General features: G+C 64.3%; 32 protein-coding genes. 1 reads left to right on the top strand and 31 read right to left on the bottom strand.

All coding sequences use genetic code 11. From position 1 onward, the window contains the following. Positions 1 to 76: 76 nt before the first annotated feature. The 6 genes from E3O57_RS00720 to E3O57_RS00695 form a co-directional block, all read right to left on the bottom strand. Complete coding sequence (locus tag E3O57_RS00720; RefSeq protein WP_103478906.1) at positions 77 to 1,225, bottom strand: mannitol-1-phosphate 5-dehydrogenase; 1,149 nt, start codon at positions 1,223 to 1,225, stop codon at positions 77 to 79. Further along, a complete protein-coding gene (locus E3O57_RS00715) occupies positions 1,222 to 1,662 on the bottom strand; it encodes a PTS sugar transporter subunit IIA (protein ID WP_088457158.1) in 441 nt (146 codons plus the stop codon). The genes E3O57_RS00720 and E3O57_RS00715 overlap by 4 nt, the downstream gene beginning before the upstream one ends. Further along, positions 1,662 to 3,119 (bottom strand): PTS mannitol transporter subunit IICB, encoded by a 1,458-nt coding sequence (locus tag E3O57_RS00710; RefSeq protein ID WP_103459162.1) that lies wholly within the window; start codon positions 3,117 to 3,119, stop codon positions 1,662 to 1,664. The genes E3O57_RS00715 and E3O57_RS00710 overlap by 1 nt, the downstream gene beginning before the upstream one ends. Then, on the bottom strand, positions 3,116 to 4,840 hold the full coding sequence (ptsP, locus tag E3O57_RS00705; protein ID WP_103478905.1) for a phosphoenolpyruvate--protein phosphotransferase: 1,725 nt from the start codon (positions 4,838 to 4,840) through the stop codon (positions 3,116 to 3,118). The genes E3O57_RS00710 and ptsP overlap by 4 nt, the downstream gene beginning before the upstream one ends. Positions 4,841 to 4,853: 13 nt before the next feature. After that, positions 4,854 to 5,120 carry an HPr family phosphocarrier protein gene (locus E3O57_RS00700; protein WP_103478904.1) on the bottom strand — a complete coding sequence of 89 codons (267 nt, stop codon included), beginning with the start codon at positions 5,118 to 5,120 and terminating at the stop codon, positions 4,854 to 4,856. A gap of 130 nt (positions 5,121 to 5,250) precedes the next feature. After that, positions 5,251 to 5,568 carry a PTS sugar transporter subunit IIB gene (locus tag E3O57_RS00695; RefSeq protein ID WP_088457162.1) on the bottom strand — a complete coding sequence of 106 codons (318 nt, stop codon included), beginning with the start codon at positions 5,566 to 5,568 and terminating at the stop codon, positions 5,251 to 5,253. A 165-nt stretch (positions 5,569 to 5,733) separates the two neighbouring features. Between E3O57_RS00695 and E3O57_RS00690 the strand changes: the two genes are divergently transcribed. Continuing rightward, positions 5,734 to 7,665, top strand: a complete 1,932-nt coding sequence (locus E3O57_RS00690) for a BglG family transcription antiterminator (protein WP_241990251.1) — start codon at positions 5,734 to 5,736, stop codon at positions 7,663 to 7,665. A gap of 114 nt (positions 7,666 to 7,779) precedes the next feature. On the opposite strand, the gene map is transcribed toward E3O57_RS00690, so the two are convergent. The 25 genes from map to tuf all read right to left on the bottom strand — a co-directional run bounded on the left by map (position 7,780) and on the right by tuf (position 22,529). After that, positions 7,780 to 8,616, bottom strand: a complete 837-nt coding sequence (gene map / locus E3O57_RS00685; RefSeq protein WP_241990250.1) for a type I methionyl aminopeptidase — start codon at positions 8,614 to 8,616, stop codon at positions 7,780 to 7,782. Between the two features lie 98 nt (positions 8,617 to 8,714). Then, positions 8,715 to 9,329: an adenylate kinase gene (locus E3O57_RS00680; protein ID WP_088457167.1), complete on the bottom strand. Its 615-nt coding sequence runs from the start codon at positions 9,327 to 9,329 to the stop codon at positions 8,715 to 8,717. After that, complete coding sequence (gene secY / locus E3O57_RS00675) at positions 9,326 to 10,648, bottom strand: preprotein translocase subunit SecY (protein WP_088457168.1); 1,323 nt, start codon at positions 10,646 to 10,648, stop codon at positions 9,326 to 9,328. Before secY ends, E3O57_RS00680 begins: the two co-directional genes overlap by 4 nt. Before the next feature lie 102 nt (positions 10,649 to 10,750). Beyond that, a complete protein-coding gene (rplO, locus tag E3O57_RS00670) occupies positions 10,751 to 11,353 on the bottom strand; it encodes a 50S ribosomal protein L15 (RefSeq protein WP_088457169.1) in 603 nt (200 codons plus the stop codon). After that, on the bottom strand, positions 11,353 to 11,535 hold the full coding sequence (gene rpmD / locus E3O57_RS00665) for a 50S ribosomal protein L30 (protein ID WP_066597599.1): 183 nt from the start codon (positions 11,533 to 11,535) through the stop codon (positions 11,353 to 11,355). Before rpmD ends, rplO begins: the two co-directional genes overlap by 1 nt. Further along, positions 11,535 to 12,248, bottom strand: coding sequence for a 30S ribosomal protein S5 (gene rpsE, locus E3O57_RS00660; RefSeq protein WP_088457170.1), 714 nt, complete (start codon positions 12,246 to 12,248; stop codon positions 11,535 to 11,537). Before rpsE ends, rpmD begins: the two co-directional genes overlap by 1 nt. Continuing rightward, positions 12,245 to 12,616: a 50S ribosomal protein L18 gene (gene rplR, locus E3O57_RS00655; RefSeq protein WP_088457171.1), complete on the bottom strand. Its 372-nt coding sequence runs from the start codon at positions 12,614 to 12,616 to the stop codon at positions 12,245 to 12,247. Before rplR ends, rpsE begins: the two co-directional genes overlap by 4 nt. Positions 12,617 to 12,618: 2 nt before the next feature. Then, entirely contained in the window at positions 12,619 to 13,155 is a 537-nt protein-coding gene (rplF, locus tag E3O57_RS00650; RefSeq protein ID WP_088457172.1) for a 50S ribosomal protein L6, read from the bottom strand. Between the two features lie 6 nt (positions 13,156 to 13,161). After that, positions 13,162 to 13,560, bottom strand: coding sequence for a 30S ribosomal protein S8 (gene rpsH, locus E3O57_RS00645; protein WP_066597609.1), 399 nt, complete (start codon positions 13,558 to 13,560; stop codon positions 13,162 to 13,164). Between the two features lie 104 nt (positions 13,561 to 13,664). Beyond that, positions 13,665 to 14,255, bottom strand: a complete 591-nt coding sequence (gene rplE, locus E3O57_RS00640) for a 50S ribosomal protein L5 (protein ID WP_088457173.1) — start codon at positions 14,253 to 14,255, stop codon at positions 13,665 to 13,667. Beyond that, positions 14,255 to 14,614, bottom strand: coding sequence for a 50S ribosomal protein L24 (gene rplX, locus E3O57_RS00635; RefSeq protein ID WP_088457174.1), 360 nt, complete (start codon positions 14,612 to 14,614; stop codon positions 14,255 to 14,257). The genes rplE and rplX overlap by 1 nt, the downstream gene beginning before the upstream one ends. Positions 14,615 to 14,617: 3 nt before the next feature. Beyond that, positions 14,618 to 14,986, bottom strand: coding sequence for a 50S ribosomal protein L14 (gene rplN, locus E3O57_RS00630; RefSeq protein ID WP_066597616.1), 369 nt, complete (start codon positions 14,984 to 14,986; stop codon positions 14,618 to 14,620). A gap of 33 nt (positions 14,987 to 15,019) precedes the next feature. Beyond that, positions 15,020 to 15,313 (bottom strand): 30S ribosomal protein S17, encoded by a 294-nt coding sequence (gene rpsQ / locus E3O57_RS00625; protein ID WP_088457175.1) that lies wholly within the window; start codon positions 15,311 to 15,313, stop codon positions 15,020 to 15,022. A 2-nt stretch (positions 15,314 to 15,315) separates the two neighbouring features. After that, positions 15,316 to 15,654, bottom strand: a complete 339-nt coding sequence (gene rpmC / locus E3O57_RS19180) for a 50S ribosomal protein L29 (protein WP_066597620.1) — start codon at positions 15,652 to 15,654, stop codon at positions 15,316 to 15,318. Then, positions 15,654 to 16,073 carry a 50S ribosomal protein L16 gene (gene rplP, locus E3O57_RS00615; protein ID WP_066597622.1) on the bottom strand — a complete coding sequence of 140 codons (420 nt, stop codon included), beginning with the start codon at positions 16,071 to 16,073 and terminating at the stop codon, positions 15,654 to 15,656. The genes rpmC and rplP overlap by 1 nt, the downstream gene beginning before the upstream one ends. Further along, a complete protein-coding gene (gene rpsC / locus E3O57_RS00610; RefSeq protein WP_066597624.1) occupies positions 16,073 to 16,837 on the bottom strand; it encodes a 30S ribosomal protein S3 in 765 nt (254 codons plus the stop codon). Before rpsC ends, rplP begins: the two co-directional genes overlap by 1 nt. Next, positions 16,837 to 17,202, bottom strand: a complete 366-nt coding sequence (gene rplV, locus E3O57_RS00605) for a 50S ribosomal protein L22 (RefSeq protein ID WP_066597626.1) — start codon at positions 17,200 to 17,202, stop codon at positions 16,837 to 16,839. Before rplV ends, rpsC begins: the two co-directional genes overlap by 1 nt. 23 nt (positions 17,203 to 17,225) lie before the next feature. Continuing rightward, on the bottom strand, positions 17,226 to 17,507 hold the full coding sequence (gene rpsS, locus E3O57_RS00600) for a 30S ribosomal protein S19 (protein WP_066597628.1): 282 nt from the start codon (positions 17,505 to 17,507) through the stop codon (positions 17,226 to 17,228). Between the two features lie 9 nt (positions 17,508 to 17,516). Further along, positions 17,517 to 18,356 (bottom strand): 50S ribosomal protein L2, encoded by an 840-nt coding sequence (gene rplB / locus E3O57_RS00595; protein WP_066597631.1) that lies wholly within the window; start codon positions 18,354 to 18,356, stop codon positions 17,517 to 17,519. A gap of 25 nt (positions 18,357 to 18,381) precedes the next feature. After that, entirely contained in the window at positions 18,382 to 18,684 is a 303-nt protein-coding gene (gene rplW, locus E3O57_RS00590) for a 50S ribosomal protein L23 (protein ID WP_088457176.1), read from the bottom strand. Further along, the gene (gene rplD / locus E3O57_RS00585; RefSeq protein WP_088457177.1) at positions 18,684 to 19,334 is read right to left on the bottom strand and encodes a 50S ribosomal protein L4; all 651 of its coding nucleotides are present in this window, start codon (positions 19,332 to 19,334) and stop codon (positions 18,684 to 18,686) included. Before rplD ends, rplW begins: the two co-directional genes overlap by 1 nt. Positions 19,335 to 19,338: 4 nt before the next feature. Further along, entirely contained in the window at positions 19,339 to 19,998 is a 660-nt protein-coding gene (gene rplC / locus E3O57_RS00580) for a 50S ribosomal protein L3 (protein WP_088457178.1), read from the bottom strand. A gap of 8 nt (positions 19,999 to 20,006) precedes the next feature. Then, a complete protein-coding gene (rpsJ, locus tag E3O57_RS00575) occupies positions 20,007 to 20,315 on the bottom strand; it encodes a 30S ribosomal protein S10 (RefSeq protein ID WP_035834607.1) in 309 nt (102 codons plus the stop codon). A gap of 606 nt (positions 20,316 to 20,921) precedes the next feature. Then, the gene (locus E3O57_RS00570) at positions 20,922 to 21,143 is read right to left on the bottom strand and encodes an antitoxin (RefSeq protein WP_103478903.1); all 222 of its coding nucleotides are present in this window, start codon (positions 21,141 to 21,143) and stop codon (positions 20,922 to 20,924) included. Between the two features lie 192 nt (positions 21,144 to 21,335). Next, complete coding sequence (gene tuf, locus E3O57_RS00565; RefSeq protein ID WP_088457194.1) at positions 21,336 to 22,529, bottom strand: elongation factor Tu; 1,194 nt, start codon at positions 22,527 to 22,529, stop codon at positions 21,336 to 21,338. Between the last annotated feature and the right edge of the window lie 100 nt (positions 22,530 to 22,629).

Below are 22,629 nucleotides of genomic sequence, written 5' to 3'. Positions count from 1 at the left end.
AGACACGCCAGTAAAGGCAGTGCTAGACACCAAGGATTTATCCTATGCTATGCGATTGCCCTTTGGCAATTCATCCCTATAATCTGGTCGCCGCTGCCACGACCGCGAGCACATCGGCGTAGAGCGGATGCGTGGCCTCAAGCCCGCACACGTTCGCCACGATGGTCTCGGCGGAGTCGGTGGCGAGCATCCGCTGCAGCTCAACACTCTGCTCGTCGTCTGCGACGTCGAAGCGGAGGGCCGCGGCAATCGCCTCCAGCAGCGCCACGGGACGGGTGCCCCGTTCGGCGATCTCGGCGGCCGGGCCGATGAAACGCTCGTGCCGGCTGAGCTTGCGCAGCGGCTGACGGCCGACTCGTTCGACGGTGTCCGGCAGCGACGGGTTCGCGAACCGGCCGAGGATCTTCTGGCGGTAGGCGCGCTGGGTGGCCTCGTCGAGGCCGTGCTTGGCCACCAGGAGGGCGCTGGTCTCCTCGAGCACCCGGCGGGCACCATCCGCGACCGAAGGCACCAGAAGCGCGTCGGAGAGCTTGGAGACGCCGGCCTGGGTGCCGAGGTAGGCGACGGTGGCGTGTCCGGTGTTCACGGTGAAGAGTTTGCGCTCAATGTAGGGCGCGAGGTCCTCCACGAACGTGGCGCCGGGAATCGATGGCGGGGCGGAGCCGAACGCGGGGCTTTCGATGACCCACTCGTAGAAGGCCTCGACGGTGACGTCGATGCCGGCATCCTTCGATTGGCCGGGGACGATGCGGTCCACGGCGGTGTTGGCGAAGGCCACCCGGCCTTTCAGGGCCGCGCGGTCACCCTCTGGCACGTTCGCCCAGACCTGCTCGGCGAGCACATCGGTGGCGTTGATCGCGTTCTCGCAGGCCATCACGGCCAGCGGGGGCAACCCGGCATCGCGGCGGGCCAGGCCCGCCGCGATGACCGGGGCCACGAACCGTAGCACGGTGGGACCCACAGCGGTGGTGACAGCATCCGCCGTGGCGATCTCGTTGATGAGATCGGCCTCGGAAGTGGCGCTGTTGAGGGCGCGGAAGTTGTCGACCACCTTGTCGGTGGGGGTCTCCCCCGCCTCGTGCACGGTGTAGGACGGCGCCTGCTGCAGCGCCTCGATGAGAGGGCCATTCACATCGGCGAAGACAACCTCATAACCGGCCTCATGGAGCAGGAGACCTACGAAGCCGCGGCCGATGTTGCCCGCGCCGAAGTGAATGGCTTTCATTCTGCGTTTACCTCCTCGAGCAGGGCGAAGATCTCGTCCTGCGAACCAGCGTCGATCAGTTTCTGTACTTCGTCCTCGTCGGAGAAGACGACGGCGATCTTGGAGAGGATCTCCAGGTGTTCGTTGTTCAGGCCGGCGATGCCGACCGCGAACTTGACGGGCTGGCCGTCCCAATCGATCGGCTCCGCGTACCGCACCAGCGAGAGTGCCGATCGCACGATCGACTCCTTCGCGTCGTTGGTGCCGTGCGGGATCGCCAGGAAGTTGCCCATGTAGGTCGAGACGGAGTTTTCGCGCTCGAACATCGAGTCGACGTACTCCTGCTTCACCGCTCCGGCGGCGACCAACAGGGCACCGGCCTCACGGATGGCCTCGTCCCGCGTGGTGGCCGCACCCGCGGCCACCACGTTCTGCGGTTCCAGAATGCTCTGGGTCATTACTTGGTCACTCCTTTGTCGCTGCCCTGCAGGGACTGCACGACCTCGTCGTACTTCGGGCTGTTCATGAAGTTGTCCACCGACACGTGAACCGACTTGGGGCTCTTGCCGCGGGCCCGGTCCGTCAGGTCCTGGTGGGTGATCACGAGGTCGGCGGTGCCGTCGAGGTTCGCGATGGCCTGGTTGGTCACCGTGACCCCTTCGATGCCGGCCTTCTTGATCTTGTTGCGCAGCACCGAGGCGCCCATGGCGCTGGAGCCCATGCCGGCGTCGCAGGCGAAGACGATGTTCTTCACTGCGGTGCCGGTCGTGGCCGTGGCGCCGAGGTTGCCCAGGATCGAGCTGGACTTGCCCTTGTTGGCTTCGGTCTTGGCGATAGCGGCGGCCAGTTCGTTGTCGTTCTCAGCGGCGAGGTCCTTCTTGCGGCTGGCGCGGAGGATGACACCACCGATCGCGAACGAGACACCGGCTGAGGCGATGACCGAGAGGATGACGCCGATGAAGTCGGTTGCCGGGGTCTGCGCCAGCACGGCGATGATGCTGCCGGGCGAGGCGGGGGCGCGAAGGCCGGTCTGGAAAGCGACGTTCACGGCAACACCGGTCATGCCGCCACCGATGGCGGCGAGCACCATCATCGGCTTCATCAGCACATACGGGAAGTAGATCTCGTGGATGCCACCGAGGAACTGGATGATGATCGCGCCGGGTGCACTCGCGCGGGCCAGGCCGACGCCGAAGAACGAGAACGCGAGCAGGATGCCGAGGCCCGGGCCGGGGTTCGCCTCGAGCAGGAACAGGATGGACTTGCCGGACTCCTGGACCTGCTGCACACCGATGGGGGTGAGCACACCGTGGTTGATGGCGTTGTTGAGGAAGAGGATCTTGCCCGGTTCGATGAAGATCGACGCGATCGGCAGCAGGCCGTTGACGATGAGCCAGTCCACGATGGTCTCGAGGAAGGCGCTCAGGCCGGTGACCAGCGGGGCGATTCCGAAGAACGCACCCAGCGCCAGGGCGAAGCCGAGGATACCGGCGGAGAAGTTGTCCACCAGCATCTCGAAGCCGGGGCGGATCTTGCCGGCCCAGATCTTGTCGACCTTCATCAGGATCCATGCGGACAGCGGGCCGACGATCATGGCGCCGATGAACATCGGGATCGAGCTGCCCACGATGACACCCATGGTGGCGATCGAGGCGATCACTCCACCGCGGGTGCCGTAGACCATCCGGCCACCGGTGTTGGCGATCAGCAACGGCAGTAGGTACAAGATCATCGGGTCCACGAGCGTGACCAGGGTCTCGTTCGGGGTCCAGCCGGTGGGGATGAAGAAGGCGGTGATGATGCCCCACGCGATGAACGCCGCGATGTTGGGCATGATCATGCCGCTCAGGAAGGTGCCGAAGGCCTGTACGTGGACCCTCGCGCCCTTCTTCTCGGTGACAGACGTCGTTGTCATTTCTGTGTACCTCTCTCGGGGGTTGCAAGCACGGTAGGGCCCGTGCCGGTGGGGGCGGTGCTGGTGTAGCTGTGTGCGATTGCGGTTGCCGCGGTGCGAGCGGATGCTGCGCCATCGGCGGACAGAGCGGCGTCGGCGAGGTGCCGGGCCTGCTCGAGTGTGAAGTCGGCCAGGGAGGACCGAACGTCGGCGAGAGCTGACGCCGACATCGACAGGGTGGTGGCGCCGAGGCCCACGAGCACCACGGCCAGCAGCGGGTCGGCCGCGGCCTCGCCGCAGACACCGACGGGCTTGCCCAGGCTCGCGCCGGCGGCGCCGACCTCGCCCACCAGGCGAAGCACCGCGGGGTGCCACGGGTCCTGGAACGCGGCGACGCTGCCGAGCATCCGGTCCGCCGCCAGCGTGTACTGGGTCAGGTCATTGGTGCCGATGGAGGCGAAGTCGGCGTGCGCCAGGATGTGGTTGGCCAGCAGTGCCGCGCTCGGCACCTCGACCATGACCCCGGCGGTCTTCAGGCCCAGCTCGTGGGCGAGGGCGGTGAAGTACACGGTCTCTTCCACGGTGGACACCATCGGCGCCATCACCCAGAGGTCCGCGTCGGTGGCCGCGTCGGCTTCGGCGAGGGCGGTGAGCTGCTCCCGCAGGATGTCCTCGCTGGCACGAAGGGCACGCAGGCCGCGCAGGCCCAGGGCGGGGTTCTCCTCGGCGGCGTCGTTGAGGAACGCCAGGGGCTTGTCGGCGCCGGCGTCGAGCGCCCGCACCACGACCTTCTGGCCGGGGAAGGCGCGCAGCATCCGCTCGTACTGCTCACGCTGTTGCGTCACTGTGGGCGCGGAGGTGGAGTCGAGGAAGAGGAACTCGGTGCGGAACAGGCCCACACCTTCGGCGCCGAGGGCGACAGCCTTGGCGGCGCCATCCGCCGAACCGAGGTTGGCCCGCAGCGGCACCGGCGTGCCGTCCTTGAGCCGGCCGGGGCCGATCGGGGCCAGCGCGCGGGCTTCGCGGGCGGCGATGCGGGCGCGGGCCTCTGCGAGCTGCTTCGCGGTGGGGGCCACGAGCACGATGCCGTTGGCGGCGTCGATGATGACCTCGTCGCCGTCGGCGAGCTGCGCGGCGGCGTGGGTGCCCACGATCGCGGTGATCGACTTCTCCCGGGCCAGGATGGCGGTGTGCGAGGTGGGTCCACCGTCGATGGTGATCAGGCCGAGCACCTTGTCGAGGTCGAGCAGGGCCGTGTCGGCGGGGGCGAGGTCGTGGGCGACGAGCACGAAGGGGTCTTCGGGGTCCGGCACACCCGGTGCGGGCAGGCCGCCGAGGTCCGCGATGACCCGCTGGGCCACGTCGTCGAGGTCGGCGGCGCGCTCACCGAGGTAGCCGCCGAGGACCAGCATCTGGTCGCGGAAGACGGCGAAGGCCTCGAACACGGCGCGTTCGGCGGTCTGGTGCTTGTGCAGCCGGGCGGTGACCTCCTCGAGAAGGGTGGGGTCCTCGGCCATCATGGCCTGGGCCTCGAGCACCTCCTGGGCGGTGCCGCCGGCGCGTTCGCCCCGGGCTTCGAGGTCTTCGGCGACGGTGTGCATCGACGCGGTCGCCCGGGCCAGTTCGGCATCCGGGTCGAGGGTGCTGCGGGTGCCGACAGGCTCCGGCAACGGTGCGGGCATGCGCAGGACCCGGCCGATGGCGACGCCCTGGCCGATCCCGATGCCCTGCAGCTCAATCATGTGCGCGTCCCGCCTAGGCGTCGTGGTCGGTGAGGAGGAGCTCGACGAGGCCGTCGAGCACGGTGTCGGCGTTGTCGCCGTCGGTGGCGAGGGTGACGCTGTCACCGTGGTTGATGCCCAGCGAGATGACGCCGAGGATGCTGGCGGCATTGACCGGCTTGCCGTCGCCCTTCTGCAGGGTGACCGGGGCTCCCGCGGCGGCGGCGGCCTTCGTGAAGAGTTTCGCGGGGCGCGCGTGCAGCCCGTGCGTCGATCCGATCCGTACGGTGCGTTCGACCATGTGTCGCGCCTGCCTTTCCAACGTGCGGGAGTGTCACCGGGGCCTCAGTCGAGGTCCCGGCTTCGTGCGGGCAGCCGGCGGCGGCCGGCACAACAAAAAACGGATGGAACGGTGCGGGTGACCGGCGAAGTCAGACCCACGACCGCTCGTGTTCGGCATCTACGGCCAGATCAAGTGCCACGACGCCGTCACGCGCCGAGAACACCGAGTCGGGCAGCAGTGCCACGCCCACGCCGCGCTCTTTCGCCTGGGCGCTGATGCGCTCGAAGCGGGGTGCGAGGTGGGGACCGACCAGGAGTACGTCAATGGTGTCGAGCGAGGACGGTAGGTCCCCTTCGCTACCGGCGACGACCGCGAGGGTGAGCCCGCGTTCCTTGCCGGTGACCCGCAGCCTGTGCGCCACGAATGCGCTGGACGCTCCGGCACCACACACGATGAGAATCTTCATTGATTCTTTCCTTTCATCGATCTTTGAATTCAACACTTACTGTCCTCTCTTCGGACTTGCGGCGCCACCAGACCCTTTTCCGCAGGGTGCGGAAACACGTCGGGGTCCTACCGTGCCGGGCTCGCACTCTGCTTGACTACTCTTGAGACGATGGAGTTGCGCACGATGAGTGATAAACAGACGCGGATGCTGGACTTCCTGTCCCAGACATCCAGCTGGATCACGGCAGGCGAACTTGCTGACCGCCTGGGCGTTACCCCGCGCAGTGTGCGCAGCTATGTCACGGCGGTGAAGGCGGCCGCGCATCCGCTCACCGTCATCGAATCCGGCACCGCCGGCTACAGGCTCAACCGCGACGAGTTCGCCAGCTTCACCGCCCAGCACCGGTCCAAGCCGCGCGAAACGGACGCGGACACCCCGCAGCAACGGCTGTCCAGCCTGGTGCGTCGGCTCACCGAATCGCCCGACGGGCTGGACGTCTACGAGCTGGCCGCCGAGAACTTCGTCAGCGACTCCACGGTGGAAGCCGACCTGGCCCGGGTGCGGCTGATGCTGCCCGACAGTGGCCTGACCCTGGTGCGGCACGGCAGCGTGGTCACCCTCACCGGATCGGAGACCGACCGGCGCCGGCTGCTCAGCCGGATGTTCCGCGAGGAGAGCGCCCGCGGCATGATCGACCTGGAGACCATCCAGCGCGAGTTCACCTCCGGGCAGGCCGGCGCCGACAGCCTGGGCGCGTTCAAGACCGACCTCATCGAGCTGCTCGACGGCCAGGGATATTTCGTCAACGAGTACGGCATCAACAACGTGTTGCTGCACGTGGCCATCGCGATCGACAGGGTCACCAAGCACCTCTCCCCCGCCCCCGCCGTCGCCGAACCGCCGTCGGAGCTCGCCACCTCGTTGTCCGGCCTGATCACGAAGCACTTCGACGTGCGCCTGGGCAGCGGTGACCTCGCCTATCTGGCGTTCCTGCTGACCACCCGGGTGATCACCCCCGGCCACGACCAGCCGGCCGAGACCCTCATCGAAAGCTACGTGCGGCCGGAGGAGCTCGCGATGATGCGCGCCATCGTGGACCGGGCCAGCCGGGAGTACCTCGTCGACCTCGACGACGACGACTTCATCGTGCGGCTGACCCTGCACGTGCGCAACCTGATCAACCGGGCACACGACAAGTCCTACTCCCGCAACCCGCTCACCCGGTCGATCAAGACCTCGTACCCGCTGATCTACGAGCTGGCCGTGTACATCGCCAGCCAACTGCAGCGCGCCGAGCAGATCGTGATCAACGACGACGAGATCGCCTACATCGCCATGCACGTGGGCGCGCATCTCGAGCAGCAGGTGCGCCGGGTGGAGCTGGTGACCTGCGCGATAGTGTGCCCCAACTACTACGACATGCACGTGCTGCTGCGCGAACGCATCGAACGGGTGCTCGGCGACGACCTCGAGGTCGTCGCGGTGATCACCCGTTCCGATGTGGACTGGGACGCTCTCGACGCCGATCTGGTGCTCACCACCATCGACCCGCAGTTGCACGCCGACGGGGTCATCGTGATCCAGCCGTTCCTCACTCAGAACGACATCGACCGCATCCGCCAGCAGGCCAGCCGGGTGCGACGGATGCGCCGGCGCGCGCGCCTGAAGGACGACCTGCTGCAGTTCTTCGACGAGTCTTTGTTCTCGCGCAACTTCTACGCCCCCGACGAGACCGCGATGATCACCGCGCTGGGCGAGCGCATGATGGCGCGGGGCATCATCGATCAGAGCTACGTGGACGGCGCCATCGAGCGGGAGCTGATGTCATCCACCGCGTTCACCGATAACCTCGCCGTGCCGCACGCCATGGCGATGAGCGCCCAGCAGACCTCGATCGCCATCGTGATCAACGACGCCCCGATGGACTGGGGCGACAACCGGGTGAACGTGGTCGCGCTGATCGCCTTCAGTGCCGCCGGCCGCAGCACCTTCCAGGCGGTCTTCGACCAGTTCGTGGAGGTCTTCTCCGACCGCCTCGAGGTGCAGCGCCTGATCAAACGCTCCGTCGACTTCGCGTCCTTCATCGACGAGCTGGTCCACGTCATGGACGCCTAGCCCGGCGCGTCCCGCTCCCGCACCCAACTGGTCCCAAATCGGACGAATGGTCCCGGCACACCGGGCGCAATCGTCCGCACCGGCAACTGTTGCGGCCGGGCGGGCGACGGCCGCTTAGGCCAGGGGCGTCGGGGTGATGCCGAACTGGGCCAGGCCCGCCGCACCGCCGTCTTCGGCGGTGAGCACCCAGATGCCGTCTTTGTGCACGGCGACGCTGTGCTCCCAGTGCGCGGCGGCCTTGCCGTCGCTGGTCGCGACGGTCCAGTCGTCGTCGCGGGTGAAGGTCTCGATGTCGCCGAGCACCACCATCGGCTCGATCGCCACGACCAGGCCGGGCTTCACGTCCGGGCCCTTCTGGCGCACCCGGTAGTTGAACACCGGCGGTGCCTCGTGCATCGACTTGCCGATGCCGTGGCCCACGTAGTCGGTGAGGATCCCGTAGCTGCCTTGCGATTCGATGTAGTCCTCGATGGCCTCGCCGACCTCGTTGAGGTGCCGCGCCTCGGCCAGGCGGGCGATGCCGTGCCAGAGCGACTGCTCGGTCACCCGCGAGAGTTCCTCGCGCTCGGCGACGAGCTCGGGCCGCGACGGGTCCGGCAGCACGAAGGTGAATGCCGCGTCGCCGTTCCAGCCGTCGATGATCGCGCCACTGTCGATTGACACGATATCGCCGGCACCGAGCACCCGACCATTGGGGATGCCGTGCACCACGTCGTCGTTCACCGAGGCGCACACCGTGTGGAAGTAGCCCTGCTCGAGCTTGAAGTTGGGCTGGCCGCCCAGCGCCACGATGGCCGCCTCAGCGGCGGCATCCAGCTCGAGGGTAGTGACTCCCACCTGCATGGCTTCCCGCGCCGCCACGAGCGACGCAGCGGTCGCCAGGCCGGGGGCCAGCATCAGGCGCATCTGCGCCGGGGACTTGTAGATGGAGCGGCGAAGGGCCACGGTCATACCTGCAAACTAAGTCGTCGTGCGGAGCCGGCGCCGGAAAGCGCCCGGGTGAAAAACGAAAGGGCGCCGACCGAAGCCGACGCCCCATCACAGCAAATCTAGACGGATGCCGCCACGGCGTCGGTGGGACCGACGGCGTGCAGACCGCGTTCGGCCAGCGCGGCCACGATGCGGTCGGTGACCTGGTCGACGGCACCGAGGCCGTCGATGGTGACCACGACGCCGCGCTTGTCGTACAGGTCGATGAGCGGTGCGGTCTGCTCTTCGTAGACGTCGAGACGGTGCCGGATGACCTCGGCGGTGTCATCCGCGCGGCCCTGCTCGGCGGCCCGCTTGAGCAGCCGGGCGACGACCTCGTCGGTGTCCGCGACGATCTGCACCACGGCGTCGAGCGAGGTACCTTCGGCGTCGAGCAGGCGGTCGAGCTCGAGCACCTGGTCGGTGGTGCGCGGGTAGCCGTCGAGCAGGAAGCCGCCACGGGCATCCGGCTCCTGAAGGCGGTCGGCGACGATCTCGTTGGTCAGGGAGTCGGGCACATACTTGCCGGCCTCGATGAACGCCTTGACCTTCAGGCCCAACTCGGTTTCGGTCTTCACGTTGTGACGGAAGATGTCGCCGGTGGAGATGGCGGGAATGCCGAACGCTTCGGCCAGGCGCACGGCCTGAGTGCCCTTGCCGGCCCCGGGGGGTCCGATCACGAGAAGACGGGTCATCGCAGGAGCCCTTCGTAGTGGCGCTGTTGCAGCTGGGAGTCGATCTGCTTGACCGTCTCCAGGCCGACGCCGACGATGATCAGGAGGCTGGCGCCACCGAACGGGAAGTTCTGGTCGGCGCCGATCAGCGAGAACGCGATCAGCGGGATCAGCGCGATGAGGCCGAGGTAGAGAGCACCGGGCAGAGTCACGCGGGTGAGCACGTAGTCGAGGTACTCGGCGGTGGGCCGGCCGGCACGGATGCCGGGGATGAAGCCGCCGTACTTCTTCATGTTGTCGGCGACCTCTTCGGGGTTGAAGGTGATCGCGACGTAGAAGTAGGTGAAGCCCACGATGAGCAGGAAGTAGAACGCCATGTACAGCGGGTGGCTGCCCTGGGTGAGGTTGTTGGTGACCCAGGTGACCCAGGCCTGCGGCGTCTCGCCGGCGGCGGGCTGGTTGAACTGGGCGATCAGGGCCGGCAGGTACAGCAGCGACGACGCGAAGATGACGGGCACAACGCCGGCCATGTTCACCTTGATCGGGATGTAGGTGTTGTTGCCGCCGTAGGTGCGGCGACCCACCATGCGCTTGGCGTACTGCACCGGGATGCGGCGCTGCGACTGTTCGACGAAGACCACACCCGCTACGACCACGAGGCCGATCGCGAGGACGACCAGGAAGATCTCGATGCCCTTCTGCTGGGCGATGGAGATCAGCGAGTTGGGGAACTGGGCAGCGATCGACGTGAAGATCAGCAGCGACATTCCGTTGCCGATGCCGCGCTCGGTGATCATCTCACCCATCCACATGATCACGCCGGTACCGGCGGTCATGGTGATGACCATCAGCATGATGGCGTACCAGGCGTCGTTGGTGAGCAGCTGGGAGCACTCGGAGGAGGCCGAGGTGCCGAACAGGGCGCCGCTGCGGGCCACCGTGATCAACGTGGTCGACTGCAGGATGCCCAGGGCGATAGTGAGGTACCGGGTGTACTGCGTGAGCTTGGACTGGCCCGCCGCACCCTCCTTGTAGAGGGTCTCGAAGTGTGGGATCACCACGCGCAGCAGCTGCACGATGATGGAGGCCGTGATGTACGGCATGATCCCCAGCGCGAAGACTGACAGCTGCAGCAGGGCGCCACCACTGAACAGGTTCACGAGCTCGTAGAGGCCGCTCGTTCCCTGGTTCGCTGCAAGACAGGCTTGCACGTTGCCGAAGTCCACGAACGGGGCGGGGATGAACGAGCCCAGACGGAACAGGGCGACGATGCCCAGGGTGAACCCGATCTTCTTACGAAGGTCCGGCGTGCGGAATATCCGCGCAATGGCGCTAAACAAAAAAGGCCTCCAGTTAGTAACAAAGAACGAGCTTGCCGAGTCAGCACCAGCGCTTTAATCGCTGGGCAGGCTCGACAAGCTCGATCTCGTCTACGGGTCTTACTACTTGATCGAGCCACCTGCTGCGACGATCTTCTGCTCTGCTGAGCGGGAGACCTTATCGACTGCAACAGTCAGCTTAACCGCAATGTCACCATTGCCGAGAACCTTGACCTTCTCGTTGTCGCGAACGGCACCCTTGGCGACCAGTGAAGCGATGGTTACATCGCCGCCGGTCGGGTACAGCTCGGCGAGGCGCTCCAGGTTTACAACCTGGTACTCGACGCGGAACGGGTTCTTGAACCCGCGCAGCTTCGGGGTGCGCATGTGCAGCGGCATCTGCCCACCCTCGAAGCCGATACGCACGGTGTAGCGCGCCTTGGTGCCCTTGGTTCCACGACCCGCGGTCTTACCCTTGGATCCTTCACCACGGCCAACGCGCTGCTTGTCCTTCTTCGATCCGGGCGCGGGACGAAGGTGGTGCACCTTCAGTACCTGCGGACGGACCTCAGTGGGCTCAGTCGGCGCGGCGGCCTTCTTGGCGGCAACAGTCTTGGCCGGGGCCTTGGCTGCAGCAGCCTTCGTGGTCGTCGCCTTGGGGGCGGCGGCCTTCTTAGCGGCGGGCTTGGTTGCTACCTTCTCGGTAGCTTCCTTCTCGTCAGCCATTAGTCAATCTCCTCGACCTTCACAAGGTGAGCAACGGTGTTGACGTAGCCACGGTTCTGCGAGTTGTCCTCGCGGATCGTGACGGCGCCAATGCGACGCAGGCCCAGGCTGCGCAATGTGTCGCGCTGGTTCTGCTTCTCACTAATTTTGGACTTGATCTGCGTAATCTTCAGCTGAGCCATTAGGCACCTGCCTTCGCGCTTGCGGCGGCTGCTGCTGCAGCCGCGTCGGCACGCAGAAAACGGGCCGGAGCCACGTCTTCGTAGGGAAGGCCACGGCGAGCCGCGACTGCACGAGGCTCTTCGAGCTGGTGCAGGGCCTCCACCGTGGCGTGCACGATGTTGATGGTGTTCGACGAACCGAGCGACTTGCTCAGAACGTCGTGGATGCCGGCGCATTCGAGTACGGCGCGCACCGGGCCACCGGCGATAACGCCGGTACCTGCTGCGGCCGGACGGAGAAGAACGACTCCGGCAGCTGCTTCACCCTGAACGGGGTGCGGGATGGTCAGGCCGACGCGGGGAACGCGGAAGAAGTTCTTCTTCGCTTCCTCGACGCCCTTGCTGATTGCGGTCGGGACCTCGCGGGCCTTACCGTAACCAACGCCTACCAGGCCGTTACCGTCTCCGACGACGACCAGAGCGGTGAAGCTGAAGCGACGACCACCCTTGACGACCTTGGAAACACGGTTGATCGTGACGACGCGCTCGAGGAACTGGCTCTTCTCGGCGTCACGGCTTCCGCGCTCACGGTTCGGGCTGCGCTCACGGCCACCACGGCGAGCCTCACGAGGCTCGTTCTGCGGCGGCGTAGTCGAAGCTGCGGTTTCCACCGGAACTTCAGTGACGACGTCAGCTTCCTTCGCTGCTGCGGTGCTACTGGATTCAGTGCTCACAGGTCCAACCCTCCCTTTCGGGCTCCTTCGGCGATGGCTGCGACGCGTCCTGCGTACTTGCTGCCACCACGGTCAAATACGACGGCTTCGATACCGGCGGCTTTGGCGCGCTCGGCGACGAGCTCGCCGACCTTGTGCGCCTTGGCGGTCTTGTCACCATCGAAGGTGCGCAGACCGGTTTCGAGAGTCGACGCCGACGCGAGGGTGAAACCCTTGCTGTCGTCAACGACCTGCACGAATACGTGGCGAGCCGAGCGGGTGACGACGAGACGCGGACGAAGCGCGGTCCCCTCGATCTTCTTGCGAAGACGTGCGTGCCTGCGTCCGCGGGCAGCCGACTTGCTTTTTCCTCTAGTTCCGAGACCCATGGTTACTTACCACTCTTTCCGGCCTTGCGGCGAACAATCTCGCCGGCGTAACGCACACCCTTACCCTTGTAGGGCTCAGGCTTGCGAATCTTACGGATGTTTGCGGCAACCTCACCGACGGCCTGCTTGTCGATACCGCTGACCGTGAGCTTGTTAACGCCCTCGACGGTCAGGGAGATACCAACGGGCGGCTCAATGAGGACCGGGTGCGAGAAGCCAAGGGCGAACTCAACGGAGGTGCCCTTCTGCGCAACGCGGTAACCGGTACCGACGATCTCGAGTCCCTTGGTGTAACCCACGGTGACGCCGATGATCTGGTTGGCGATCAGGGTACGGGTCAGTCCGTGCAGCGAACGCGAAGCGCGCTCGTCGTCGGGACGGGTGACCAGAACCTGGCCATCGGTGACCTGAACCTCGATGGGGTTGGCGACGGTGAGCGCGAGCTCACCCTTCGGACCCTTGACGCTAACGGCCTGGCCGTTAGCTTCGACCGTGACACCCGCGGGGATCTCGATCGGAAGTCTTCCAATACGTGACATTGTCGGCTACCACACGTAGGCGAGAACTTCTCCGCCTACGCCCTTCTTCTCAGCCTGGCGGTCGGTGAGCAGACCGCTGGAGGTGGACAGGATGGCAACGCCGAGGCCGCCGAGAACCGTGGGGATCTCAGTCGACTTTGCGTACACGCGCAGGCCGGGCTTGGAAACCCGCTTGATGCCGACGATGGAACGCTCGCGGTTGGGGCCGAACTTGAGGTTCAGCGTGAGGGTCTTTCCGACCTCTGCATCCTTGACATCCCAGGCAGAGATGTAACCCTGTGCCTTGAGGATGTCTGCGATGTGCGCCTTGAGCTTGCTGTGCGGCATCGACACTGTGTCGTGGTACGCCGAGTTAGCGTTGCGCAGTCTGGTCAGCATATCTGCGACCGGATCTGTCATTGTCATTTGTGGTGCCTTTCTCGCCTGGTTTCGTGCACCCGTTACACGGATGACGACCTGTGGTGGTGGAGGGGGCCGAACGGTTGTCCGGCCCCCGGGGTAAAGCTAGTTTAGGAGTTCTCGGCCGTCTTGAACGGGAAGCCGAGCGCCTTGAGCAGCGCGCGACCCTCGTCGTTGTTCTTGGCGGTCGTCACAACAGTGATGTCCATACCGCGAACACGGTCGATCCGGTCCTGGTCGATCTCGTGGAACATGACCTGCTCCGTGAGACCGAACGTGTAGTTGCCGGCGCCGTCGAACTGCTTGTCCGAGAGGCCGCGGAAGTCGCGGATACGGGGCAGGGCGAGGCTGAGCAGCCGGTCGAGGAACTCCCACATGCGGTCGCCACGAAGTGTGACGTGCGTGCCAATGGGCTGTCCTTCACGCAGTTTGAACTGCGCGATGGACTTGCGTGCCTTGGTGACCTGCGGCTTCTGGCCGGTGATCTTGGTGAGGTCGGCGACGGCGCCATCCATGATCTTGCCGTCGCGTGCTGCTTCGCCGACACCCATGTTGACGATGATCTTCGTCAGGTTGGGTACCTGGTGGACGTTGGTGAAACCCAGGTCCTTGGCGAGCTGCAGGGAGATCTCTTCGCGATACTTCTGCTTGAGACGCGGCAGAACGACGGGCTTTGCGCCCTCGGTTGCGATGTCAGTCATTAGAGGTCCTTACCTGACTTCTTGGCGTAACGAACGCGGACCGTCTTGGTGACGCCGTCCTTCGTTACCTCTTCGAGACGGAACCCGACCTTGGTCGGCTTCTTGGTCTCCGGGTCGACGAGCGCGACGTTGGAAGCGTGAATCGATGCTTCCACAGTCTCGATGCCGCCGGTCTTGGAGCCGCGCTGGGTCTGGCCGACGCGAACGTGCTTCTTGACGAAGTTGATTCCTTCGATCAGGACGCGGTTCTTCTCGACCTGTACCTCGAGCACACGACCCTGCTTGCCACGGTCTCCGCCGCGAGCCTGGGTGCGGCCGGTGATGACCTCTACGAGGTCACCCTTCTTGATTCTGGCCATGATTTAGATAACCTCCGGTGCCAACGAAATGATCTTCATGAACTTCTTGTCGCGGAGTTCGCGACCGACCGGTCCGAAGATACGGGTACCACGGGGGTCTCCGTCAGCCTTCAAGATCACTGCGGCGTTCTCATCGAACTTGATGTACGAGCCGTCTGGACGACGGGTCTGCTTTTTGACGCGAACGATGACGGCTTTGACGACGTCACCCTTCTTGACGTTGCCGCCCGGGATGGCGTCCTTGACGGTGGCGACGATAACGTCACCCAGTCCGGCGTAACGACGGCCGGAGCCACCGAGAACGCGGATCGTCAACAGGACCTTGGCACCGGTGTTGTCGGCAACTTTGAGTCGTGATTCTTGCTGAAGCACTTTCTAACTCCTTCTATCAAGTAAGCGCGAGGCTTACTTGGCCTTCTCGAGAATCTCGACCAGGCGGAAGCGCTTGGTAGCGCTCAGCGGGCGAGTTTCGCTGATCAGGACCAGGTCGCCGACGCCGGCGGTGTTCGCCTCGTCGTGAACCTTCAGCTTGGACGTACGGCGGATGACCTTGCCGTACAGGGGGTGCTTCACGCGGTCTTCGACCTCGACAACGATGGTCTTATCCATCTTGTCGCTGGTCACGTAACCACGCATCGTCTTGCGGTAGCCGCGCACGAGAGCCTCGGCGGGGACGACCGTTTCGTCAGTCTTCGCCATGATTAGGCCTCCTTCGTCTCGACGGCGTCAGCCTCGGGAGCATCCGTGGATGCGTCCTTGGCCTTGGCCTTCTTGGTCGTCTTCTTCTCAGCCTTGGCCGGAGCCTCGACTGCGACGGGAGTGGCACGAATGCCCAGCTCGCGCTCACGGAGAACCGTGTAGATGCGTGCAATGTCCCGCTTGACCGCGCGAAGGCGGCCGTGGCTTTCGAGCTGGCCGGTGGCCGACTGGAAGCGCAGGTTGAACAGCTCTTCCTTGGCCTTCTTCAGCTCGTCGAACAGTCGTTCGTTTTCAAAGGTGTCGAGCTCGACTGAGGCGAGCTCCTTGGATCCGATCGCCATTATGCGTCGCCCTCCTCGCGCTTGATGATGCGTGCCTTGAGGGGCAGCTTGTGAATTGCACGGGTGAGCGCTTCGCGAGCAACGGTGTCAGAGACACCGGAAAGCTCGAAGAGCACGCGGCCCGGCTTGACGTTCGCGACCCACCACTCGACCGAACCCTTACCGGAACCCATGCGGGTTTCGGCAGGCTTCTTGGTGAGCGGGCGGTCCGGGTAGATGTTGATCCAGACCTTGCCGCCACGCTTGATGTGACGCGTCATGGCGATACGAGCGGACTCGATCTGACGGTTGGTCACGTACGCGGGGGTGAGGGCCTGAATGCCATACTCGCCGAACGAAACAGTGGTACCACCGGTTGCGTGGCCGGTACGGCCGGGGTGGTGCTGCTTGCGGTGCTTAACTCTGCGGGGAATCAACATTATTTAGCCTCAACTCCTGCTGCAACCGGAGCCGCGCCCTCTGCGCGAGGCGCACGGCGGGGACGGTCGTCACGACGCTCGGGGCGGGACGACTTAGCGTTGGCCTGCTCACGAGCGAGTTCCTTGTTGGTGATGTCGCCCTTGTAGATCCAGACCTTCACGCCGATGCGGCCGAAGGTGGTCTTGGCTTCGTAGAAGCCGTAGTCGATGTTCGCGCGCAGGGTGTGCAGCGGCACACGGCCTTCGCGGTAGAACTCCGAACGGCTCATCTCAGCGCCACCGAGACGACCGGACACCTGGATGCGAACACCCTTGGCGCCGGCGCGCTGGGCGCCCTGCAGGCCCTTACGCATCGCGCGGCGGAAAGCCACACGAGCGGAGAGCTGCTCTGCAATGCCCTGCGCGACGAGCTGTGCATCCTGCTCGGGGTTCTTGACCTCGAGGATGTTCAGCTGGATCTGCTTGGCGGTGAGCTTTTCAAGGTCGGACCGGATGCGCTCTGCTTCCGCGCCGCGACGACCGATCACGATGCCCGGACGGGCGGTGTGAATGTCGACCCGGACACGATCGCGGGTGCGCTCGATCTCGATGCGGGACACGCCGGCGCGGTCGAGGCTGGTGCTCAACAGGCGGCGGATCTTGACGTCTTCAGCGACGAAGTCGCTGTAACGCTGGCCCGGCTTCGTGCTGTCAGAGAACCAACGCGACACGTGGTCGGTCGTGATTCCCAGACGGAAGCCATACGGGTTTACTTTCTGACCCATTACTTCGTACCCTCCTCAGGAGTGGCGAGCACAACAGTGATGTGGCTCGTACGCTTCTTGATCTGGAATGCGCGACCCTGTGCGCGGGCCTGGAAACGCTTGAGCGTCGTGCCCTCGTCGACGAATGCCTGGGAGATGAACAGATCCTGTTCGTCCAGGAACTCGTTCGCAGCATCGGCCTTGACCCGTGCGTTCGCGATGGCCGATTCGACCAGCTTGTACACGGGGTCGGACGCGCCCTGCGGCGCGAACTTGAGAATTCCCAGCGCTTCGTGCGCCTGCTTGCCACGAATCAGGTTGACAACGCGACGGGCCTTCTGGGCGGTAACGCGGATGTGACGCACGCGTGCGATCGACTCCACCATTTCTCCTCCTTCACGTCACCGCGTTAGCGGCGACGACCCTTCTTGTCATCCTTCACGTGACCACGGAAGGTGCGGGTGGGAGCAAACTCGCCGAGTTTGTGCCCAACCATGCTCTCGGTGACGAACACCGGGATGTGCTTGCGACCGTCGTGAACCGCGATGGTGTGCCCGAGCATGTCGGGGATGATCATCGAACGGCGCGACCAGGTCTTGATTACGTTCTTGCTTGAGGCTTCATTCGCCTTGACAACCTTGCGAAGCAGGTGGTCGTCAACGAAGGGGCCCTTCTTAAGACTTCTTGGCATCGTCTACTCCTACTTACGCTTCTTGCCGACGGTACGGCGACGAACAATGAGCTTGTCGCTTTCCTTGTTCGGGTGGCGGGTGCGCCCTTCCTTCTGGCCCCAGGGGCTGACGGGGTGACGTCCACCGGACGTCTTACCCTCACCACCACCGTGCGGGTGGTCGACCGGGTTCATGGCAACACCACGAACGGTCGGGCGAACGCCTTTCCAGCGCATCCGGCCGGCCTTGCCCCAGTTGATGTTCGACTGCTCGGCGTTGCCGACCTCACCGATCGTGGCGCGGCAGCGAGCGTCGACGTTACGGATTTCTCCGGACGGCAGGCGCAGCTGGGCGTAGATGCCATCCTTCGCGACCAGGCGAACCGACACTCCGGCGGAGCGGGCCAGCTTGGCGCCACCACCCGGACGGATCTCGATGGCGTGAATGATGGTACCGGTGGGGATGTTCTTCAGCGGCAGGTTGTTGCCGGGCTTGATGTCAGCACCGGCACCCGACTCGACGATGTCGCCCTGGTTCAGCTTGTTCGGCGCAATGATGTAGCGCTTGGAGCCGTCCATGAAGTGCAGCAGCGCGATGCGCGCCGTGCGGTTGGGGTCGTACTCGATGTGAGCGACCTTGGCGTTGACACCGTCTTTGTCGTTACGACGGAAGTCGATCACGCGGTACTGGCGCTTGTGGCCACCACCGATGTGACGCGTCGTGATGCGACCCTGGTTGTTACGACCACCGGTCTTGGACAGCGGACGAAGCAGCGACTTCTCGGGCGTCGAACGGGTGATCTCTGCGAAGTCCGCAACAGATGAACCGCGACGACCGGGGGTCGTGGGCTTGTACTTACGAATAGCCATTTCTTATTCCTCTAGTCCTGGCCGCTTAGCCGACGGCCGTGAAGATGTCGATGGAACCGGACTTGAGCGTGACGATGGCACGCTTGGTGTCCTTGCGCTTACCCATGCCGAACTTGGTACGGCGAGTCTTGCCGATGCGGTTCATGGTGTTGATCGACGCAACCTCAACCTTGAAGATCTTCTCGATCGCCAGCTTGATTTCGGTCTTGTTCGAACGCGGGTCCACGATGAAGGTGTACTTGCCCTCGTCGATCAGGCCGTAGCTCTTTTCAGAGACGACCGGAGCGATGATGACGTCGCGGGGGTCCTTTTGAATCGGGGTAGCCATTATGCGGACACCTCTTCCTTCTTGGTCTTGTGCGCCACGAACGCGTCAAACGCGCCCTTGGTGAAGACGATGTCGTCAGAGACGAGAACGTCGTAGGCATTCAGCTGGTCCCACGACAGCACGTGCACCGTCGGGAGGTTGCGGATGCTGCGGAGAGTCATCTCGTCGGTGCGCTCGAGAACGACCAGCACGTGCTTGCTGCTGGCGATCTGGGTGAGCAGCGTGATGGCGCCCTTGGTGCTGGGCGTCTCGGACGAGAACAGCGCGGTCACCACGTGCAGACGGTCACCACGGGCGCGGTCAGAGAGTGAACCCTTGAGCGCGGCGGCAATCATCTTCTTCGGGGTGCGCTGGTCGTAGCTGCGCGGGGTCGGTCCGTGGACGATGCCACCACCGGTCATCTGAGGGGCGCGGATCGAGCCCTGACGAGCGCGACCGGTTCCCTTCTGCTTGAACGGCTTGCGGCCGGCACCGGAAACTTCTCCGCGGCTCTTTACCTTGTGCGTTCCCTGGCGTGCGGCAGCGAGCTGCGCGACAACAACCTGGTGAATCAGCGGGATGTTGGTCTGGACGTCGAAGATTTCGGCGGGCAGCTCAACGGAGCCGGCCTTCTTGCCGTTGGCATCGATGAGGTCGAGTGCGGTAGCCATAGGACTACGCTCCCTTCACTGCGGTGCGGACGAATACGAGGCGGCCCTTGGCGCCGGGAACGGCACCCTTGACCAGAATGAGGCCCTTGTCGGCGTCGATCGCGTGAACCTTGAGGTTCAGCACGGTCACGCGCTCGCCACCCATACGACCGGCCATGCGCATGCCCTTGAAGACACGGCTGGGGGTCGAGGAGGCACCGATGGAACCGGGCTTGCGGTGGTTGCGGTGCGAACCGTGCGAAGCGGAAACACCCTTGAAGTTGTGACGCTTCATAACACCGGCGAAGCCCTTGCCCTTGGAAGTGCCCATGACGTCAACCTTGGTGCCGGCGACGAACACACCGTCAACGGTGAGCTCCTGGCCCAGGGTGTAGTCAGCGGCATCCGCGGTGCGGAGCTCGGTAACGTGGCGGCGCGGCGTGACGCCGGCCTTCTCGAAGTGTCCTGCGGACGGCTTGTTCACCTTGCGGGGGTCGATGGCGCCAGAGGCAATCTGGACGCCGGCGTAGCCGTCGATGTCCTTCGTGCGGATCTGGGTGACGACGTTCGGCGAGATCTCGATGACGGTAACGGGAACAAGCTTGTTGTTCTCGTCCCACACCTGAGTCATGCCGAGCTTCTTGCCGAGGAGGCCCTTGGTGGTCTTGGTATCTGCGTACGACATCGCGGGCCCTAGAGCTTGATCTCGATGTTGACGTCTGCCGGGAGGTCGAGACGCATGAGCGAGTCGACGGCCTTCGGCGTCGGGTCAATGATGTCGATCAGACGCTTGTGGGTGCGCATTTCAAAGTGCTCCCGGCTGTCCTTGTACTTGTGAGGGGAACGGATGACACACACCACGTTCTTCTCGGTCGGAAGCGGCACGGGGCCGACAACGGTTGCACCCGCACGGGTGACGGTGTCGACGATCTTGCGCGCCGAGATGTCGATGACCTCGTGGTCATACGACTTAAGTCGAATGCGGATTTTCTGTCCCGCCATGTCGAACTCTCTTTCTTGTCAAGGCTTCTTACATCCCGAGGGCTGCATTGGACGCCGTAGTAGCACTGCTGCTATCGCACCACTGTTCATCTGTCAATTTCGATCCGGCCGGGAATCCGACCATCTCGAGCCAACTCCCCCAGGCCGGGGCCTGGCGGATGACATGGTTTTACCCAAGCATCCAAGAAGTTGATTTAAGCTTCGTTCTGCTACCCGCGGCCTAACTCCGACCCTCAAGGGGCGAGCTATGCACTGCCTGGTAGTGATTCCGGTCTCGCGTGCAGCGCGATCCGAAAGTGTTGAACTAGAAGAGTCTGCCACAGGAATAGGTCATTGTGCAACCCGGGCGTGTCGCGTTGGGCGTGTCGCGCGATCCGCGTCGTTCCGCGGGAGTTCAGCTACGCCCCTCCGCTGCTCGAGCTGCTTGAGACCCCGGAAATTGAGGCAATCTCCAGCCGCCTAAGCCGCTCCTTTGGGAGTCACCACGGCACGCACCGTGCGGCACAGAATCCGCATGTCGGCCATGTTCTGGGCGTGATGCCAACGACAAAGTCGGTGTGCGGCCTTACAGAGTCGACGCTGAGGTAGATGTTACGGCCGGGGCCGCTACTTCGGGTCGGGAGTGCTGTCGCGGCCGGCGGTGCCGTCGTTGCGGCCGATGTGCTTGTCGGCCGCGTCGCGGGCACCCTGGATCTTGTCGGCGTGCTTGTTTCCGGTGACCTTGTTGGCCGCGGCAGCTGCGCCATCGATGACCTTGTCGGACATCTCCTCGCCCTTCTCGCTCTTGAGGAAGTCCTGGGCCTTGCGGGTGATGTCGTTGAGGTTCATGTGGGTCTCCGATCCTTGGGTGTGGTTACGAGGTTAGTTCGGGGTGCGGGGTCTCGACAAGCTCGACCAACGGAACGCGCTCAACCAGGGCAACGCGCTCGACCTGCGGCGGCCGGGGACGACAAAGGGCCGGTCCCGAAGGACCGACCCTGTTGTTGTTGACTAGCTCAGCGAGTGAGCAGGTCTACTGAATTACTTGAGAACCTTGATGACGGTTCCGGCGCCGACGGTGCGGCCACCTTCACGAATAGCGAAGCCGAGGCCCTCTTCCATGGCGATCGGCTGAATCAGCGCGACAGTCATTTCCACGGTGTCGCCAGGCATGACCATCTCGGTGCCCTCGGGCAGCGTGATGACGCCGGTGACGTCCGTGGTGCGGAAGTAGAACTGCGGGCGGTAGTTCGCGTAGAACGGGTTGTGACGCCCACCCTCATCCTTTGACAGGATGTACGCGGTGCCCTCGAAGTCGGTGTGCGGCGTAACCGAACCCGGCTTGACGACAACCTGACCGCGCTCAACGTCTTCGCGCTTGGTGCCACGAAGAAGAAGACCACAGTTCTCGCCGGCCCATGCCTCGTCGAGCTGCTTGTGGAACATCTCGATACCAGTGACCGTGGTCTTGATGGTCGGGCGGATGCCGACAACCTCGACCTCGGAGTTGATCTTGAGGGTTCCACGCTCGGCGCGGCCGGTGACAACGGTTCCACGACCGGTGATCGTGAAGACGTCCTCGATCGGCATCAGGAAGGGCTTGTCCTTGTCGCGGACGGGCTCCGGGAAGTAGTCATCCACTGCCTGCATGAGCTCGAGGATCTTTGCAACCCACTTGGGGTCACCCTCGAGCGCCTTGAGGGCGGAAACCTGAACGACGGGGGCGTTGTCGCCATCGAAGCCCTGGCTGGAGAGCAGTTCACGAACCTCGAGCTCAACGAGCTCAAGGATCTCTTCGTCGTCGACCGCGTCGGACTTGTTCAGCGCGACGAGCAGGGACGGCACGCCGACCTGCTTGGCGAGAAGAACGTGCTCACGGGTCTGAGCCATCGGGCCGTCAGTAGCGGCAACCACGAGGATCGCGCCGTCCATCTGAGCAGCACCGGTGATCATGTTCTTGATGTAGTCAGCGTGGCCCGGAGCGTCAACGTGTGCGTAGTGACGCTTCTCGGTCTCGTACTCAACATGCGAGATGTTGATCGTGATGCCGCGCTGGCGCTCTTCGGGAGCGGAGTCGATCGACGCGAAGTCGCGCTGAACGTTGGTCTTGGAAGGGAACGTGTCGGCAAGGACCTTCGAGATAGCTGCCGTCAGCGTGGTCTTTCCGTGGTCAACGTGACCGATCGTTCCGATGTTTACGTGCGGCTTGGTCCGCTCGAACTTGGCCTTGGCCACTGTGGGTCCTCCTCAGGACTCTCGGCTCCACCGGACGTTGGTTTACGCCCGGTGGAACTGCTGGATTTGTGTACTTATGTTACTCGGGCCAGGAGGCCTA

This window comes from Cryobacterium sp. TMN-39-2 (assembly GCF_004402745.1).
Classification (GTDB): Bacteria; Actinomycetota; Actinomycetes; order Actinomycetales; family Microbacteriaceae; genus Cryobacterium; species Cryobacterium zongtaii.
This window is presented reverse-complemented; position numbering and strand designations above follow the sequence as displayed.